General features: G+C 66.7%; 14 protein-coding genes. 2 read left to right on the top strand and 12 right to left on the bottom strand.

Annotation, left to right across the window (positions count from 1 at the left end):
- Positions 1-309: 309 nt before the first annotated feature.
- The 6 genes from CHB69_RS04740 to CHB69_RS04715 form a co-directional block, all read right to left on the bottom strand.
- Positions 310-630 carry a DMT family transporter gene (locus CHB69_RS04740; RefSeq protein WP_089214859.1) on the bottom strand — a complete coding sequence of 107 codons (321 nt, stop codon included), beginning with the start codon at positions 628-630 and terminating at the stop codon, positions 310-312.
- Between the two features lie 133 nt (positions 631-763).
- On the bottom strand, positions 764-1,657 hold the full coding sequence (locus tag CHB69_RS04735; protein ID WP_089214858.1) for a CHAD domain-containing protein: 894 nt from the start codon (positions 1,655-1,657) through the stop codon (positions 764-766).
- Between the two features lie 40 nt (positions 1,658-1,697).
- Positions 1,698-2,297 (bottom strand): ABC-type transport auxiliary lipoprotein family protein, encoded by a 600-nt coding sequence (locus CHB69_RS04730; RefSeq protein WP_089215074.1) that lies wholly within the window; start codon positions 2,295-2,297, stop codon positions 1,698-1,700.
- A gap of 11 nt (positions 2,298-2,308) precedes the next feature.
- A complete protein-coding gene (locus CHB69_RS04725) occupies positions 2,309-3,250 on the bottom strand; it encodes an MlaD family protein (protein ID WP_089214857.1) in 942 nt (313 codons plus the stop codon).
- A gap of 9 nt (positions 3,251-3,259) precedes the next feature.
- Positions 3,260-4,117, bottom strand: coding sequence for an ABC transporter ATP-binding protein (locus CHB69_RS04720; RefSeq protein ID WP_089214856.1), 858 nt, complete (start codon positions 4,115-4,117; stop codon positions 3,260-3,262).
- Positions 4,117-5,223 (bottom strand): ABC transporter permease, encoded by a 1,107-nt coding sequence (locus CHB69_RS04715; protein WP_089214855.1) that lies wholly within the window; start codon positions 5,221-5,223, stop codon positions 4,117-4,119. The genes CHB69_RS04720 and CHB69_RS04715 overlap by 1 nt, the downstream gene beginning before the upstream one ends.
- A 100-nt stretch (positions 5,224-5,323) precedes the next feature.
- Between CHB69_RS04715 and CHB69_RS04710 the strand changes: the two genes are divergently transcribed.
- Positions 5,324-6,031 carry an HAD family hydrolase gene (locus CHB69_RS04710; protein WP_245836535.1) on the top strand — a complete coding sequence of 236 codons (708 nt, stop codon included), beginning with the start codon at positions 5,324-5,326 and terminating at the stop codon, positions 6,029-6,031.
- A 200-nt stretch (positions 6,032-6,231) separates the two neighbouring features.
- Here the strand turns inward: CHB69_RS04710 and CHB69_RS04705 are convergent, their stop codons facing one another.
- The 6 genes from CHB69_RS04705 to lgt all read right to left on the bottom strand — a co-directional run bounded on the left by CHB69_RS04705 (position 6,232) and on the right by lgt (position 12,489).
- Positions 6,232-7,557, bottom strand: coding sequence for a cystathionine gamma-synthase family protein (locus CHB69_RS04705; RefSeq protein WP_089214854.1), 1,326 nt, complete (start codon positions 7,555-7,557; stop codon positions 6,232-6,234).
- A 57-nt stretch (positions 7,558-7,614) separates the two neighbouring features.
- The gene (locus CHB69_RS04700) at positions 7,615-9,021 is read right to left on the bottom strand and encodes an SLC13 family permease (protein WP_089214853.1); all 1,407 of its coding nucleotides are present in this window, start codon (positions 9,019-9,021) and stop codon (positions 7,615-7,617) included.
- Between the two features lie 241 nt (positions 9,022-9,262).
- Positions 9,263-10,039 carry a peptidoglycan editing factor PgeF gene (pgeF, locus tag CHB69_RS04695; protein WP_089214852.1) on the bottom strand — a complete coding sequence of 259 codons (777 nt, stop codon included), beginning with the start codon at positions 10,037-10,039 and terminating at the stop codon, positions 9,263-9,265.
- Positions 10,036-10,554, bottom strand: a complete 519-nt coding sequence (locus tag CHB69_RS04690) for a GNAT family N-acetyltransferase (protein ID WP_089214851.1) — start codon at positions 10,552-10,554, stop codon at positions 10,036-10,038. Before CHB69_RS04690 ends, pgeF begins: the two co-directional genes overlap by 4 nt.
- Positions 10,551-11,588 carry a class I SAM-dependent methyltransferase gene (locus CHB69_RS04685; RefSeq protein WP_089214850.1) on the bottom strand — a complete coding sequence of 346 codons (1,038 nt, stop codon included), beginning with the start codon at positions 11,586-11,588 and terminating at the stop codon, positions 10,551-10,553. The genes CHB69_RS04690 and CHB69_RS04685 overlap by 4 nt, the downstream gene beginning before the upstream one ends.
- Before the next feature lie 25 nt (positions 11,589-11,613).
- A complete protein-coding gene (lgt, locus tag CHB69_RS04680) occupies positions 11,614-12,489 on the bottom strand; it encodes a prolipoprotein diacylglyceryl transferase (RefSeq protein WP_089214849.1) in 876 nt (291 codons plus the stop codon).
- A 76-nt stretch (positions 12,490-12,565) separates the two neighbouring features.
- Between lgt and CHB69_RS04675 the strand changes: the two genes are divergently transcribed.
- Positions 12,566-14,272, top strand: coding sequence for a class I adenylate-forming enzyme family protein (locus tag CHB69_RS04675; protein WP_089214848.1), 1,707 nt, complete (start codon positions 12,566-12,568; stop codon positions 14,270-14,272).
- Positions 14,273-14,337: the final 65 nt, after the last annotated feature.

Genomic DNA, 14,337 nt, shown 5'->3' with positions numbered 1-14,337 from the left:
ACGAAGGCTGGCACAGCCGAACAATGTAGGACAGCGGTTTTTTGCGGCGGATGTCCGCATTGGGGTGGGGAGCGGACGTGCGGGCAAAATCACGCCCTCCCCTTCAGGGGAGGGCAGCGAGACTGACGAACTTGTTCGTTAGTCGCAGCGGGTGGGGGCCATCGGCCTTGCGCGAGGCCGAGAGGCCCCACCCCACTACGACTAGGCAGCAAGCTGCCAAGTCTTCGTTGCCCCTCCCCTGAAGGGGAGGGGCTTGCTTCGCTCATGTCCGCAACCGGTCGTTAGCGGCCGTGCGGCTCCCCTGGGCGGTCAGCTTGCCGCGAACAGCTTCGTCCCCACCACGCCGATGACGATCAGCGCCATGAAGACGACCTGCGCGGCGCCCACTTTTTCGCCGAACAGGATGACGCCGCCGACGATCACTCCGACCGCGCCGAGGCCGGTCCAGATCGCATAGGCGGTGCCCGCCGAAATTTCGCGCATCGCAAAGGCGAGCAGCGCCATGTTGAGGAAGCTCAGCGACACGGGCACCGCCGACGCCTGCCACGTCCCCTGCGATGCGGCCCATTTGAGGCTGAGCGCCCAGATGATTTCGGTGAAAACGGCGATGGCGAGGATGATCCATCCCATAGGCGAGTCCTTTGCTGTCGGCGGGCTCGTCGGGATGGTGCAGGCCGGAAACCCGGAAAGAGGCGCTGCACAAAAGACCGGATGTCGTGTGGGCGCCGTTAGCTCCACCGCGGCGCCCTGGCAATAGCGCCGCTCAGTCTTCCTGCCGCCAGACGGCCCACAGAGCGCCGAATTGCCGCGCGAGCGGCTTGGGTTGCTGCGCGAGCAGGCGGTCGATCATCGGCCAGGCCGCCTTTTCGAGCCGCGCCTGGCGCTCGCGCGCGAGGCCGATCGCCACTTCAACGTCGCGTTGGTCTCCGAATGCGCGCCGATCGCCCTCCAGCTTGCCGATGAAAAGGCCGAGGTCGTGATGGTCGCCGAGAAGGTCCGAGAGCCGTCTGGCGGGTCGCTGGCGGGTCTCCATCAGGTCGGGCCAGAGATTTTCGAGCAGGCGGCAATGATACCAGTGATATTTGATCCGCTTGCGCAGTTCGTGGAAATTCCGGCTGTGGGGGCACGACCGCGCCTGTGCCGACGCCGCGCAGGCGCGCTGATAGGTCTTGCGAAGCCCGTCGCCGATGGCCTCCCAGCCGTCGGCGCTCAAATTCCACATGGCGACCCGCTCCCGCGCCTCGCGCAGCCCGTCGCGCACGTCGCGCATCCGCGCCTCGCCGTCGGTTTGGGCTTCGGCCCGGCGCTGCAGGGTGAACTGCCGCCGGATCGAGTCCAGCGCGCGGCGGTCGATCCGGTCGGCGAAATCGCGGGTCAGCCGATCACAGGTGTCCTGCATGACCTTGCTGTCGCGCGCCGCCGAAATGCTGTCGGCCAGCCTGCGAAACCCGGCATTTTCCTGCGCATAGCCGTCGAACACCGGGCGGACGAGCCGCACCAGCCCGCGCAGTTTCTTGCATCGCTTGCGGATGTCGTGGATCGCGTCGCTTCGATCGCGGGCCTCGACCGAGGCGAGTGCCTTTTCGATCTGCTCGCCGGCGATCCGCCGCATGCCGTCGGCGACGGACCGGTCCTTCAGCTTGAAACGATATGCCACGGCCGCCTCCGTTCAGCGGCCGATACTATAGCAATCGGCGCTATCCCGCGAGCCACCCAGCGACGTCGCCCGCAACGCGGTTCGCCGCTGCGGTCAGCGCGGTGCCGACCGGCTTTGCCTCGATCTTGCCGCCGATCGGCTCGCGCGCCTCGAAGCGGCGCTGGGTGACGGTCTTGCCGCCGGCTTCGACGAGCATCGCCTGATAGACGACCACCGCCTCGTTCGTCGCCTCGTCGACGCCGAATTCCATCAATTGCCCGGCGAGCTGCTCGCCGGGCGCGGTCAGATATTGGCCTTCGTCGAGGATGACGCGGCTGGTCCGTGCGGCAACGGTTTCGGAGAGCAGGCGCTGGAACAGCCGCTGCGGCGCCTCAACCCATTGCGCGTCCTTGACATAGGCGATGCTCGCATCGTCCTGCTGCACCGGAATGCGCTGGGTGCGCAGCTTTTGCGGTGCGGTCGGGATCAGGATGGTGAGCGCCTGATCCTCGCCCGCGGTGCGCGCCTGTCCCGCCGCGGGGGCCGCGTCGGCGTCGAGCGTGAGCAGGAAAGGCGGCGGCTCGCTGCCGAAGCTGACGCAGGCGGACAGGGTCGCGGCGCCGAGCGCGGCGAGCAGCGGAGCGGGCAGGCGGCGAAGCATGGTCGGATACCTCATGGTTTATAGTCGGGCAGCTTGGCTCCGCCGATCACCGCGCCTGCACCCTGCTGATCGAGCTTGTCGGTCAGGCTGGAAAGCGAGGAGGAGGTGCGGCGCAGGTCGCGGATCAGCGCATTGGCTTCGGGAATCGTCGTCTGGCTGAAGGTCTGTAGCCCCGGCCGCGCATCGGCGATGGCGGCTTCGAGCGTCTTCATCGACTCGTTCGCGGAGGCGAGCGTATCGCGCAGATTGCGCATCGCGGGATCGACGTTGCGGTCGATCGTTCCCTGCGTCGCGGCGGCGAGATTGCCGATCTGTTCGGCGGCCTGGCCCGTCTGCTGAATCGCGACGCGCGTGTCGGCGAGCGCCTTTTCGAGCGCGGGGCCGTTGCGCGCGAGGATCGCGGTCGATTGTTCGACATTCTTCAAAATGCCGCGGATGCTCGCCTGATTTTCATCGTCGGCGAGTTCGGCGAGCCGTTCGGTCAGCGTCGACAGTCGCTGGAGCAATTGCGGCGCAGTGTTGAGGATTTCGCCGAGGCCGCCGACGCGATTGGGGATCACCGGCTTGCCCGCCGGCCCCTTGTCGGTGATCGGCGGCGCGCCCTTGACCGCGCCATCGAGCGCGATCTGCGAGACGCCGGTGAAACCGACGCCTTCGAGCGCGGCGGTGGTGCCCTGCAGGATCGGCACCCGCTCTTCGACCTCGATGCGCACGCGGACGAACTGCGGGTCGTCGCGCCACAGCTCGATCTGGGTCACCTGCCCGACGGGCACGCCCGAGAATTGCACTTGCGCGCCCTTGCTCAGCCCGTCGACCGACTGCTTGAAGAAAATGTCATATTCGCGCTTCGCGCCGCCGCTGTCGTTCGCCATCCAGACGACGAAAAAGGCGAGCGCGGCGGTGAAAAGGAGCACGAAGGCGCCGACCAGCACATTATTCGAACGTGTTTCCATCAGCTTTTCCTATCGCCGCTCGGCAATTTGGTTGCATCCTGCCGCAGCGCGGCCGCGCGGCCCGTTGAAATACTCCTGTATCCACGGGTGCTCGGTGGCAAGCAGTTCGGGGATCGTGCCGACCGCGATCACCTTCTTTTCGGCGAGCACCGCGACGCGGTCGCACGTCGCGTAGAGCGTATCGAGGTCGTGCGTGATCAGGAAGACGGTGAGCCCCATCGTGTCGGCCAGCTCGCGGATCAGCGCGTCGAACTTCGCGGCGCCGATCGGGTCGAGCCCCGCGGTCGGTTCGTCGAGGAAGAGCAGCGCCGGGTCGAGCGCGAGCGCGCGCGCAAGGCCGGCGCGCTTGACCATGCCGCCCGACAGCTCGGCGGGAAATTTGGGTCCGGCATCGGGCGGCAGGCCGACCATCGCGACCTTGTAGGCGGCGATCTCGTCGAGCAACTGCTGGTCGACGCGCGGATAATATTCGCGCAAGGGGACCTGGATATTCTCCGCGACGCTCAAGGTCGAGAAGAGCGCGCCGCCCTGAAACATCACGCCCCAACGCCGGCGCAGGTCGCGCGATTCCTCTTCGTCGGCGATCGTGTCGAGCGACTTGCCATAGACCTCGATCTCGCCCGCCTGCGGGATCTGCAGCCCGACGATCGAGCGCATCAGCACCGATTTGCCGGTCCCCGACCCGCCGACAACGCCCAAAATCTCGCCCGAGCGCACGTCGAGGTCGAGATGGTCGTGGACCACCGCGTCGCCGAACCGGTTGACGAGGCCGCGGACGCGGATCGCGACGTCGAACTCTTCGGGACGCACCGCTTCGGCGGATGCGAGTTCGTGCCGGATTTCGGCCTGTTCCTCGTCTTCGCTCATCAATTCCATCCGATCGAGGAAAAGAAGACCGCGAAGAAGGCGTCGAGGACGATGACGAGGAAGATCGCAGCGACGACTGCGGAGGTCGTGCGGCGGCCGACTTCCTCGGCATTTTGCCGCACCTGCATCCCCGAATAGCAGCCGGTGACGCCGATCAATATGCCGAACACCGGCGCCTTGATCAGCATCGCCCAGAAATCGGTCATCGGGATGATCTCGCGCAGCCGCTGAATATAGGTGAGCGGCGGGATGTCGAGCCCGATCCACGAAAAGACGCCGCCGCCGGCGATCGCGCAGATGCTGGCATAGAAGCCGAGCAACGGCATGACGATCGTCGAGGCCGCGACGCGCGGCAGCACGATCGCCTCCATCGGCGACACGCCGATCGTGCGCATCGCATCGACCTCTTCGGTCAGCTTCATCGTCCCGATCTGTGCCGCAAAGGCCGATCCCGACCGGCCGGCGACCATGATCGCGGTCATCAACAGGCCGAGCTCGCGGATCGACGCGCGCCCGACGAGGTTGATGGTGAAGACATCGAGCCCGAATTGTTCGAGCTGCACCGCCCCCTGCTGCGCGATGACGATCCCGATCAGAAAGCTCATCAGCCCGATGATCGGCAGCGCATCGACGCCAACCGCCTGGAACCGCGTGACGATCGCGTTCCAGCGGATGCGCCGCCGCGCGCGAATCTGGATGAAGAGCGCGATGAGCATCGCACCGAAGAAGTCGACGATGCCGACGAGTTCGTGCCAAACCCCCGCGCTCGCCGTGCCGAGCTGTTCGAGCATCCGCGCCCACATCGGGCGGCGGTCGCGATGAACGCGATACTCGCTCTTGTCGTCGGCGAGCGCCTGCAAAAGCCGCTGCGCTTCCTCGCTGGCGCCCGAAATCCGTGCATCATGGGCATTCGCGGTGCGGGTGACGATCCACGCGCCGACCGTGTCGATCCGCTCGACGCCCGACAGGTCGAGCGCCGCTATCGGACCGAGCGCGTCGAGCCGCGCGGGCAGGTCGCCGAGCCGCGCGAGCGTCAGGCGCCCCGTGAAGCGCACCTCGGCTCCCCCGGCTCCATCGCTCGTTTCGAAATCCGCCTTGGCCGCCATCGAGCCGGACCTTGGATGATTTGCCGAACAAGCTCAAGCGAATCCGTGGCATGGCGGCCAAGCCTTGGCCGCGTCATGTGGCGGGGCTAAGAAGCGTTCGATGAGCGAACCCGGCCCGCCTGACTATGCCCACCGCGTCGCAATGTACGACATGGATCGCACGATCACGCGCGCGGGCACCTACAGCGGCTTTTTGATGCACGTCGCGCGGCGGCGCCAGCAATGGCGCCTGCTGCTGTTGCCGCTCGTCGGGCTGGCCGGACTCGCCTATGCCTTGCGGTTGATCGACCGCTCGCAGCTCAAGGCGATCAACCTGCGGCTGCTCGTCGGCAAGCGTTTCAGCCGCGCCGAGATCGCGCCGCTCGCCGAAAGCTACGCCGACAGGGTCGTCGCGCGCGGCCTGCACGACGCGGCGCTCGAACAGATTGCGGCCGACCGCGCGGCGGGATACCGGCTGCTCCTCGCGACCGCCTCTTTCCACCTCTATGTCGATGCGATCGCGCGGCGGCTGGGGATCGACGATGTGCTCGCGACGCGGCTCGACGAACCCGATGGCGGCGATCATATCCACGCGCGGCTGTCGGGCGACAATTGCTATGGCGAGGCCAAGTTCGCGCGGATCAGCGGCTGGCTCGCCGACAATGCGATCACCCGCGAGGGCGCGCATATCCGGGCCTATTCGGACCATGTTTCCGACCACCCGATGCTCCGCTTCGCCGACGAGGCGGTCGCGACGACGCCGTCGCGCAAGCTGAAACGTCTGGCGCCGCAAATGGGATGGCAGGTCGTGGACTGGCGGCGGCGATAGCATAATTGGCTCAACCCCTCCTCTTCAGAGGAGGGGCAGCGAGACTTGCCAGCTTGCTGGCTTAGTCGCAGCGGGGTGGTGTTTGACCTCTTGCGCGCTATCGCGCGCCACCACCCCAAACCCCTCCTCTCAAGAGGAGGGGCTTAAGAATGATCGCAACCGTCCGAAAACCGTCATTCACCTCGCCAATTGGGCGTATATCACACCGCCGCCAGCGCCTGGTCGAAGTCGGCGATCAGGTCGTCGGCGGCTTCGATCCCGATCGAAATGCGGACCAGATTGTCGGTGATGCCGAGCGCCTTCTTGCGTTCGTCGGGGACCGACAGGTGCGTCATCGCCGCGGGATGACTCGCGAGCGTTTCGGTGCCGCCGAGGCTGACCGCGAGCTTGGCGATCCTGAGCGCGTCGAGGAAGCGGAAGCTCTCTTCCTCGCCGCCCTTCACGAACAGCGAAAAGGTCGACCCGGCGCCGGTGCAATGGCGGTCGAACACATCCTTTTGCGGTCCGTCCTTCAGGAAGCCGAGATAGCCGAGCCCCTCGACCTTCGGATGATCGCGCAGGAAGGCGCAGACCTTTTCGGCATTCTCGCCGGCGCGGGTCATGCGGAGTTCGACGGTCTCGAGGCTGCGCAGCAGCATCCACGCGGTATTGGGGTCGCAGATGGTGCCGATCGTGTTGCGCATCATGCGAATGGGGCCGAGCCACTGCTTCGACCCGAGCACGCCGCCCGCGACGAGATCGCTGTGGCCGCCGGCATATTTGGTCAGGCTGTAAAGCACGACGTCGGCGCCGTGCCGCAGCGGGGCGGACCAGAGCGGGCCGAGGAAGGTGTTGTCGATCGCGATCGGCGGGCGCGCATCGGCGTCGAACGCGGCCTCGACCGCGGCGCGCATCGCCTGCACATCGACGAGCGCGTTGGTCGGATTCGCCGGGCTTTCGAGATAGACCATCGCGACCTTGCCGCCCTGCCGTTCCGCCATCTCCTTCGCGCGGGCCAGAATCGCGTCCATGTCCGCGCGCGACGCTTCGGCGGGGAAATCGACATAGGAAGCGCCGAAGCGCGACAGGATGCGCGCGATCAGCGTCTCGGTCGCGGCATAGAGCGGCCCCGAATGGACGATGACGTCGTTCATGCTGACATGCGCGAGGAGCAGCGTCGCGATCGCCGACATGCCGCTCGAAAAGACGAGCGCGTCCTCCGCCTTTTCCCAGACGCCCAGCCGCGCTTCCAATATCTCCTGGTTCGGGCCGTTGAAGCGCGAATAGACGAGGCCTTCGGCGCCGCCGGGGCGCTTTCCGGTGATCCCTTCGAAGTGGCGCTTGCCCGCGGCGGCGCTTTCGAAGGCGAAGGTCGAGGTGAGGAAGATCGGCGGCTTCAGCGACCCTTCGGAGAGCATCGGGTCATAGCCATAGCCCATCATCAAGGTCGAGGGCGACAGGGGATGGCCGCCGATTTCGGTGACGTCCTGCTTGGGCTTGCGGCGAACGGGTGCGCCGGTGAGTTCGTTATTGTCGATGGTGGGCATGGGTTCCTCGCAAGCTGATTTGGTTTCCGTTGCAACTAGCGCGCTTCGCCCCGTCCGTCACCCCAACGATGCGATGATCCAGATCGTTCCGATGAGCAGCGGCACGCCGATGATATCGAGCGCCAGTCCCGCGGTCAGCATCCGGGGAAGGGCGATATGCTCGGTCGCCCACGCGATCGCATTGGGGCCGGTGCCCGAGGGGAGCATGAAGCCCCAGCTCGCCGCCATCGCGACGGGCAAGGCGAGCAGGATCGGATCGACGCCGGTCGCGGCGATCAGCGCGGCGAGCACGGGGGTGATGCCGCTCGCGGTCGCGACATTGCTCGCAAATTCGGTGATCAATATGGTGAGCGCGACGATGATCGCGGCAAGCGCGATCGTCGGGATCGACCCGAGCGGCGCCAGCACGCTGCCGAGCCACGCCGCGAGCCCGCTCGCGGTGATCGAAGCGGCGAGCGCGAGGCCGCCGCCGAAGAGCATGATGACGCCCCACGGCGCGCGGTCGGCCTCCTTCCACACGAGGAGCGGGCGGCCGGTGCCGTCGGGAATGACGAAGAGCAAGAGGCTGCCCGCGACCGCGATGGTGCCGTCGGTGAGAGCGCCCTGCGGCACCAGCGGCGCGAGCAGCGGCTGAAGCATCCACAACCCGACGACGAGCGCGACGATCGGGACGACGCGACGCTCGGCAGTCGACCAGATTGCCTGATGCCCGAGCGCTTTCGATGCCGCGGCGCCGTCGAAGGGATGATCGGCAAGCCGCTGGACGCGCGCGAGAATGACGAGGGCGGCCGGCACCGACAGCGCGACGACGGGAATGCCGTAAAGCGCCCAGGTCGCGAAACCGATGTGCAGGCCGAGCGCGCGTTCGATCAGCCCCGCCGCGATCGCATTGGTCGGGCTGCCGACCAGCGTGCCGAGCCCGCCGATCGAGGCCGAAAAGGCGATCCCCATCATCACCGCGCCGGCGAAACCGCGCGTCTCGGCCGCCTCGACGCCCCCGGCGCGCAGCACCGCCAGCGCGATCGGCACCATGATGAGCGTCGTCGAGGTGTTCGAGATCAGCATCGACAGGATCGCGGTCGCGCCCATGAAGGCGAAAAGCAGCCCGGTCGGCGTCGGCGGCGCGAGCTTGAGCAGTGCGAGCGCGAGGCGGCGGTGCAGGCCGACCCGCTCGATCGCGAGCGCGAGGAAGGCGCCGCCGAGGATCAGGAACAGGATCGGATCATAATATTCGTTGGCGATGTCCTTCGCCGACATCACCCCGGCAAAGGGCGCGACGAGAAAGGGCAATAGCGCGGTGGCGGTGAGCGGCAGCGCCTCGGTCATCCACCACACCGCCATCAGCAAGGTCAGCGCGGCGATGCGCCACGCGGGCAGGCTCATCCCTTCGGGCGCGGGGAGCATAAGCATGACGAGAAAGACGATCAGGCCGCCGACCAATCCGAAAAACCGTGTGCGCGTCATCGCTCCCCCTATCCCGCAGCGTCATGCCCGACCGAGCCGGTGCCCCCTTACTCAAGGAAGGCGGCCCCCGGATCAAGTCGGCGACTATCCCCTTCGCGCCCCTTGTCCCGTCATTGCGAGCGAAGCGAAGCAATCCAGAGTGTGCGTGAACCGCTCTGGATTGCTTCGCTTCGCTCGCAATGACGGGATCGGAAATACGGATGCAAAGGGATAATTACCATTCAACTCCGGGCTGACGAACCTATGGTGTCTGTGGATTCCCCAGGCCGATCACCGACAATTGCCGGCCATAGCCCGCCTCGCCGCGCAGGCAGGCGCGGCGATAGCTGAAATAATCATCCGCTTCGGCGCAGGTGTCGTGCCCGCCGATCGCGACGGTGCCGACGCCTGCCGCGGCGAGCCGCGCGGCGACATAGGCGGCGATGTCGAACATCGCATGGCCGGGGCGGGCGGCGGCGAAGAAATGCTCGTTCGCGGGGTCGTCGGACAGGAAGCGCTCTACGAAGCCGTCGTCGACTTCGTAGGAGGCGCGGCCGATGCACGGACCGATCGCGGCCGCGACGCGATCGCGGCGGGCGCCGAGGCTTTCCATGGCGGTCAGCGCCGCGTCGGTGACGCCGGCGATCGCGCCCTTCCAGCCGGCATGGGCGGCGCCGACGACGCCGGCCTCGACGTCGGCGAACAGCACCGGGACGCAATCGGCGGTCAGGATCGACAGCAGGATGCCCGGCGTGCGCGTCGCGAGCGCGTCGGCTTCGGGGCGGGCGGCGAGGTTGCTCGCGGCATCGACGATCACGCAGCGATTGCCATGGACTTGATAGAGTCCGGCGAGCGCCGCGCCCGGCAGCACCGCATCGGCGACACGGCCGCGGTTTTCGGCGATCAGCGCCGGATCGTCGCCCGAGCCGAGCCCGCAATTGAGCGAGGCGAGCTCGCCCGTCGACACACCGCCGCGCCGCCCGAAAAAGCCGTGCGGCACGCCCCCGAGCGGCGCCGCGGTGGTAAAGGGCGGGCTCACAGATCGAGCCTCCAGATCCGGTCCTCGTCGATATGGTTGCCGACGCGAAAGGCGTTGCGGCCCACATCGACGAAGCCGTAGCGGCGATAAAAGGCCTGCGCGCGGTGGTTTTCGCTGAACACCGACAGATAGAGGATCGACGCGCGCTCACGCGCCCAGGCGATGCCCCATAGGATCAGCGCCGCCGCGACGCCGGTGCCCTTCGCCGCTTCGCCGACATAAAGCTGGTGGAGTTCGGTCGCGCCGTCGTGCGGCTGGCCCGGCGGCAGGTCGAAGTCGATCGGGCCGAGCTTGACGAAGCCGAGGATCGTGCCCTCCGCATCGCGGACGAGCGCGATCGTCCATTCGGGGTCGGCGATCTGCGCCGCGATGCGGTCGGGCGGATTCCAGTCGGCGAGGAAGGCCGAAAGGTCGGCGGGATCGTAGATATGACCGAAGGTGTCGACGAACGAGGCTTCGGCAAAGGCCGACAGCGCTTCGGCGTCGGCAAGCGTGGCGGTTTCGACGGCGATCATGCGGCACCTCTCAGATCGGGGAAGCCTTCGGGGGTCGGCCAGCCCGATGCGTGTACCGCCATCACCTTGAAGAGTTCGCCCATTTGCTGCGGTTCGACCAGTCGGTCGCGCTGGCCGCGAAGGTCGTCGGCGCGGTCGGGCGCGGCCTTGGCGAGCGCGTCGAGCCGCGCGTCGAGCCCGAGCCGCCGAAGCCATTCGCCCTGCCCGACGGGGCCGAGGACGCGCGTGCCGGCGTGGCGCGCGGCAAAGGCGAGCGCGGCGAAATCGACATGCGCCGTCAGGTCGATCTCGCCCGGATCGGCGAAGGGGTCGGCAAAGCGATGCGCCTTGACGGCTTGCAGCGTGTCGCCCGCCGCGGGGCCGCAATAGCCATAGTCGATGGCGAGCAGCGCACCGCCGCGGCGCGACAGACGAAAGGCGCAGCTCTGCATGACCGCGGCGGCGGCCGGCGCGGTTTCGACGATCGTGCCGACGGGCTGGTGCCGCAGCCCGGGGGGGACGGCTTCGTCGGCGGGGACGTCGCCGGGCCTTGCCGCGAGCCGTCCCGCCTCGCGCGCCACCATCCGCTCGCGCCAGCCGCCGTCCGTCATTTCATATTGATGGATCGGCAGCGCGTCGAAAAATTCATTGGCGACGATGATCGGCGCGACGTCGTCGTCGAGCTCGGAAAGATCGGCGTGATGCCGGGCTTCGGGAAGGCGCGATGCCTGCGCCGCGCGCAGCGCCGGGCTCGTCTCGACCAGATGGACTCCCTGCGGGACGCAGCCGAAGCGCGTCATCGTCCGCAGCGCGTCGGCGGCGAGCGTGCCGCGTCCGGGGCCGAACTCGACATAACGGAAGGCGGGCTGGCCTGCGCGCTGCCACAGGTCGGCGATCCAGATGCCGACCATTTCGCCGAACATCTGGCTGATCTCGGGCGCGGTGGTGAAGTCACCGTCTGCGCCGAGCGGGTCGCGCGTCGCGTAATAATGCGCGTTCGCCGCCGCCATATAGTCGGCAACGCTCATCGCGCGCTGCGCGGCGATCTGGAACATGAGGTCGGCCGGCGTCGGTGGACCGTCAGGCAACGCTGTCGGTCCCCGCGACGGGCTCGACGCGCTGGCGTCGGCCTTTCGCCGTCGCGACGAGCCAGACGCCCGCAACGAGCATCGGGATGGTCAGCGTCTGCCCCATCGTCAGCCCCCACGACAGCGTGCCGAGCTGGGCATCGGGCTCGCGCACATATTCGAGCGCGAAGCGGCTGAGGCCATAGATGATCGCCGCCATGCCAAAGAGGAAGCCGGGCTTGTAGCGCGCATCGGTGCGCCAGAAGAAGAAGGCGAGGATCGCGAACATCACGAGGCCTTCGAGCCCCGCTTCGTAGAGCTGGCTCGGGTGGCGCGGATCGAGCGTGCCGCTGTGCGGAAAGATGATCGCCCATGGCACGCTGGTCGGACGCCCCCACAGCTCGCCGTTCACGAAATTGGCAAGGCGGCCGAAGAAGAGGCCGAAGGGGACGACGCAGGCGATATAGTCGCAGAAGCGCAGAAAGCTGAGCTTTTCCTTCTTCGTCACATACCAGATGGCGATCAGCACTCCGGCGACGCCGCCGTGGAGCGACATGCCGCCGTCCCACAGCCGCAATATCTCGATCGGATTGCGGACATAATTGCCGAGGTTGTAGAAGAGGACATAGCCGAGGCGTCCGCCGACGATGATGCCGAGCATCGCATAGAAGATCATGTCGTCGGCGTGGCGGCGCGCCATCGGCGCGCCGGGCTGGGCGATCAGGCGCAGCAAATACCAATAGCCGACAAAGATTCCCGCGAGATAGGCGAGCGCATACCAGCGGATGGGCCAGCCGAAGACGCTGAAGGCGATGCTGCTGTTTTCGCCCATCAGATCGTTGAAGTTCACATATTGCGTTGCTTCCGCTAGGAGCGCAGAAAATGTCATAAAGTCTCGGACCTTCCCCAGGAGAGGCCTTCCCCATAAGGGGTAAGTGCTGCGAGACCAAGAGGAGAGATATTCCATGCCATCCGCGCTCGATCTGCGCCTGGAAGCCGCGTACCAACTGATCACCGGCCCGGGCGGGCCGATCCAGGTCGGAACCATCGAAAAGAACGGGCGCGAGCTGCCCTTCATCACCAATGCACCGTCGAATCTGGTCGATTATGTTGCCTTTTTTTGTGCGCAGCATGGCGACGCCACCTTCCTGGTCGAAGGGCATGAGCGGCTGAGCTTCAAGCAGGTCTATGCCGCGGCGCGCAAGGTCGCCGCGGGGCTCGTCGAGGGGCATGGCGTCCAGCGCGGCGACCGCGTCGGGATCGCGATGCGCAACGCCAATGCGTGGTGCGTCGCCTATATCGGCATCCTGATGGCGGGCGGCTGCGCCACCCTGCTCAACGGCTGGTGGCAGGGCGGCGAACTCGCCGCGGGGATCGAGGACAGCGAAGCGAAGCTGGTCATCGCCGACCCGCAGCGCGCCGAACGGCTCGCCGGCGTGGCGCATGGCGCGAAGGTCGTCACGCTCGACATCACGCGCCCGATCGACGAGGCGATCGCGCCGATCACGAGCGCCGGCGGCAGCGAGGCGACCGCGCTGCCGCAACTCGGCCCCGACGACCTTGCGACGATCCTCTTCACCTCGGGCTCGACCGGCCAGTCGAAGGGAGCTTATTCGCGGCATCAGGCGGTGGTGCAGGGCATTTTCAACTATGTCACCCAGACCGCGAGCATCGTCCATCTGCTCACCGAGGACGGGCTGATGCCGGACATCCAGCCCGCGACACTGATCTGCACGCCCTTGTTCCACGTCACCGCCGAGATACCGGTGTTCCTCCAGAGCTTTGCGCTCGGGCGCAAGCTGGTGTTGATGCCGAAATGGAATGCCGAAGAGGCGATGCGGCTGATCCAGGACGAGCAGGTCAATTATTTCGTCGGCGTGCCGCTGATGAGCTATGAGATCCTCGTCCATCCGCACCGCTCGAAATATGATCTGTCGACGTGCAAAAGCTATGCCGGCGGCGGTGCTCCGCGCCCGCCCGAGCATGTGAAGCGGCTGTCGACCGAAATGGGCGAGGGCAAGCCGCTGCTCGGCTATGGCCTCACCGAAACCAACGCCGTCGGCTGCGGGATCATCAACGAAAATTATCTCGAAAAGCCGACCTCGACCGGTCCGGCGTCGAAGCCACTGGTCGACCTGGCGATCCTCGACGAACAGGGCAAGCCGCTCGCGCAGGGGCAGGTGGGCGAGGTCTGCATCCGCTCGATCTGCAATTTCGAAGGCTATTGGAACAATCCCGAAGCGACGAAGGCCGCCTTCTTCGACAATGGCTATTTCCGCACCGGCGACCTCGGCTACCTCGACGAGGACGGCTATCTGTTCATCGTCGACAGGAAGAAGGACATCATCATCCGCGGCGGCGAGAATATCAGCTGCCAGGAGGTCGAGGCGGCGATCTACGAGCATCCCGATGCGAAAGAATGCGCGGTGTTCGGCCTGCCCGACGAACGATTCGGCGAGGTCGTCGGCGCGGTGGTGTGGATGGCGCCGGGCAGCAAGGCCGACGCGGCGATGCTGCACGAATTTCTGTGCGAGCGGCTCGCGCCGTTCAAGGTGCCCGCGAAAATCTGGATGGCGAGCGAGGCGCTGCCCAAGCTCGGCAGCGAAAAGATCGACAAGGTGAGCCTGCGCAATCATTATCGCGAGGAATATGCGGCGGAGCTTGCCGCGTAACCAGATCGTGCTGGACGCCGAACCCCTTCAAGCCCCTTCCCTTCAGGGGAGGGGCTGTAGAGGGA

The sequence above is a fragment of the Sphingopyxis indica genome (assembly GCF_900188185.1).
Taxonomy (GTDB): Bacteria; Pseudomonadota; Alphaproteobacteria; order Sphingomonadales; family Sphingomonadaceae; genus Sphingopyxis; species Sphingopyxis indica.
This window is presented reverse-complemented; position numbering and strand designations above follow the sequence as displayed.

What these genes read in the sequence shown, in the direction of transcription:
- CHB69_RS04740 (WP_089214859.1), bottom strand. Translation starts at nt 630, where the DNA reads ATGGGATGGATCATCCTCGCCATCGCCGTTTTCACCGAAATCATCTGG.
- CHB69_RS04730 (WP_089215074.1), bottom strand. Translation starts at nt 2,297, where the DNA reads ATGCTTCGCCGCCTGCCCGCTCCGCTGCTCGCCGCGCTCGGCGCCGCG.
- CHB69_RS04725 (WP_089214857.1), bottom strand. Translation starts at nt 3,250, where the DNA reads ATGGAAACACGTTCGAATAATGTGCTGGTCGGCGCCTTCGTGCTCCTT.
- CHB69_RS04720 (WP_089214856.1), bottom strand. Translation starts at nt 4,117, where the DNA reads ATGAGCGAAGACGAGGAACAGGCCGAAATCCGGCACGAACTCGCATCC.
- CHB69_RS04715 (WP_089214855.1), bottom strand. Translation starts at nt 5,223, where the DNA reads ATGGCGGCCAAGGCGGATTTCGAAACGAGCGATGGAGCCGGGGGAGCC.
- CHB69_RS04710 (WP_245836535.1), top strand. Translation starts at nt 5,324, where the DNA reads ATGAGCGAACCCGGCCCGCCTGACTATGCCCACCGCGTCGCAATGTAC.
- CHB69_RS04705 (WP_089214854.1), bottom strand. Translation starts at nt 7,557, where the DNA reads ATGCCCACCATCGACAATAACGAACTCACCGGCGCACCCGTTCGCCGC.
- CHB69_RS04700 (WP_089214853.1), bottom strand. Translation starts at nt 9,021, where the DNA reads ATGACGCGCACACGGTTTTTCGGATTGGTCGGCGGCCTGATCGTCTTT.
- CHB69_RS04690 (WP_089214851.1), bottom strand. Translation starts at nt 10,554, where the DNA reads ATGATCGCCGTCGAAACCGCCACGCTTGCCGACGCCGAAGCGCTGTCG.
- CHB69_RS04685 (WP_089214850.1), bottom strand. Translation starts at nt 11,588, where the DNA reads ATGTTCCAGATCGCCGCGCAGCGCGCGATGAGCGTTGCCGACTATATG.
- lgt (WP_089214849.1), bottom strand. Translation starts at nt 12,489, where the DNA reads ATGACATTTTCTGCGCTCCTAGCGGAAGCAACGCAATATGTGAACTTC.
- CHB69_RS04675 (WP_089214848.1), top strand. Translation starts at nt 12,566, where the DNA reads ATGCCATCCGCGCTCGATCTGCGCCTGGAAGCCGCGTACCAACTGATC.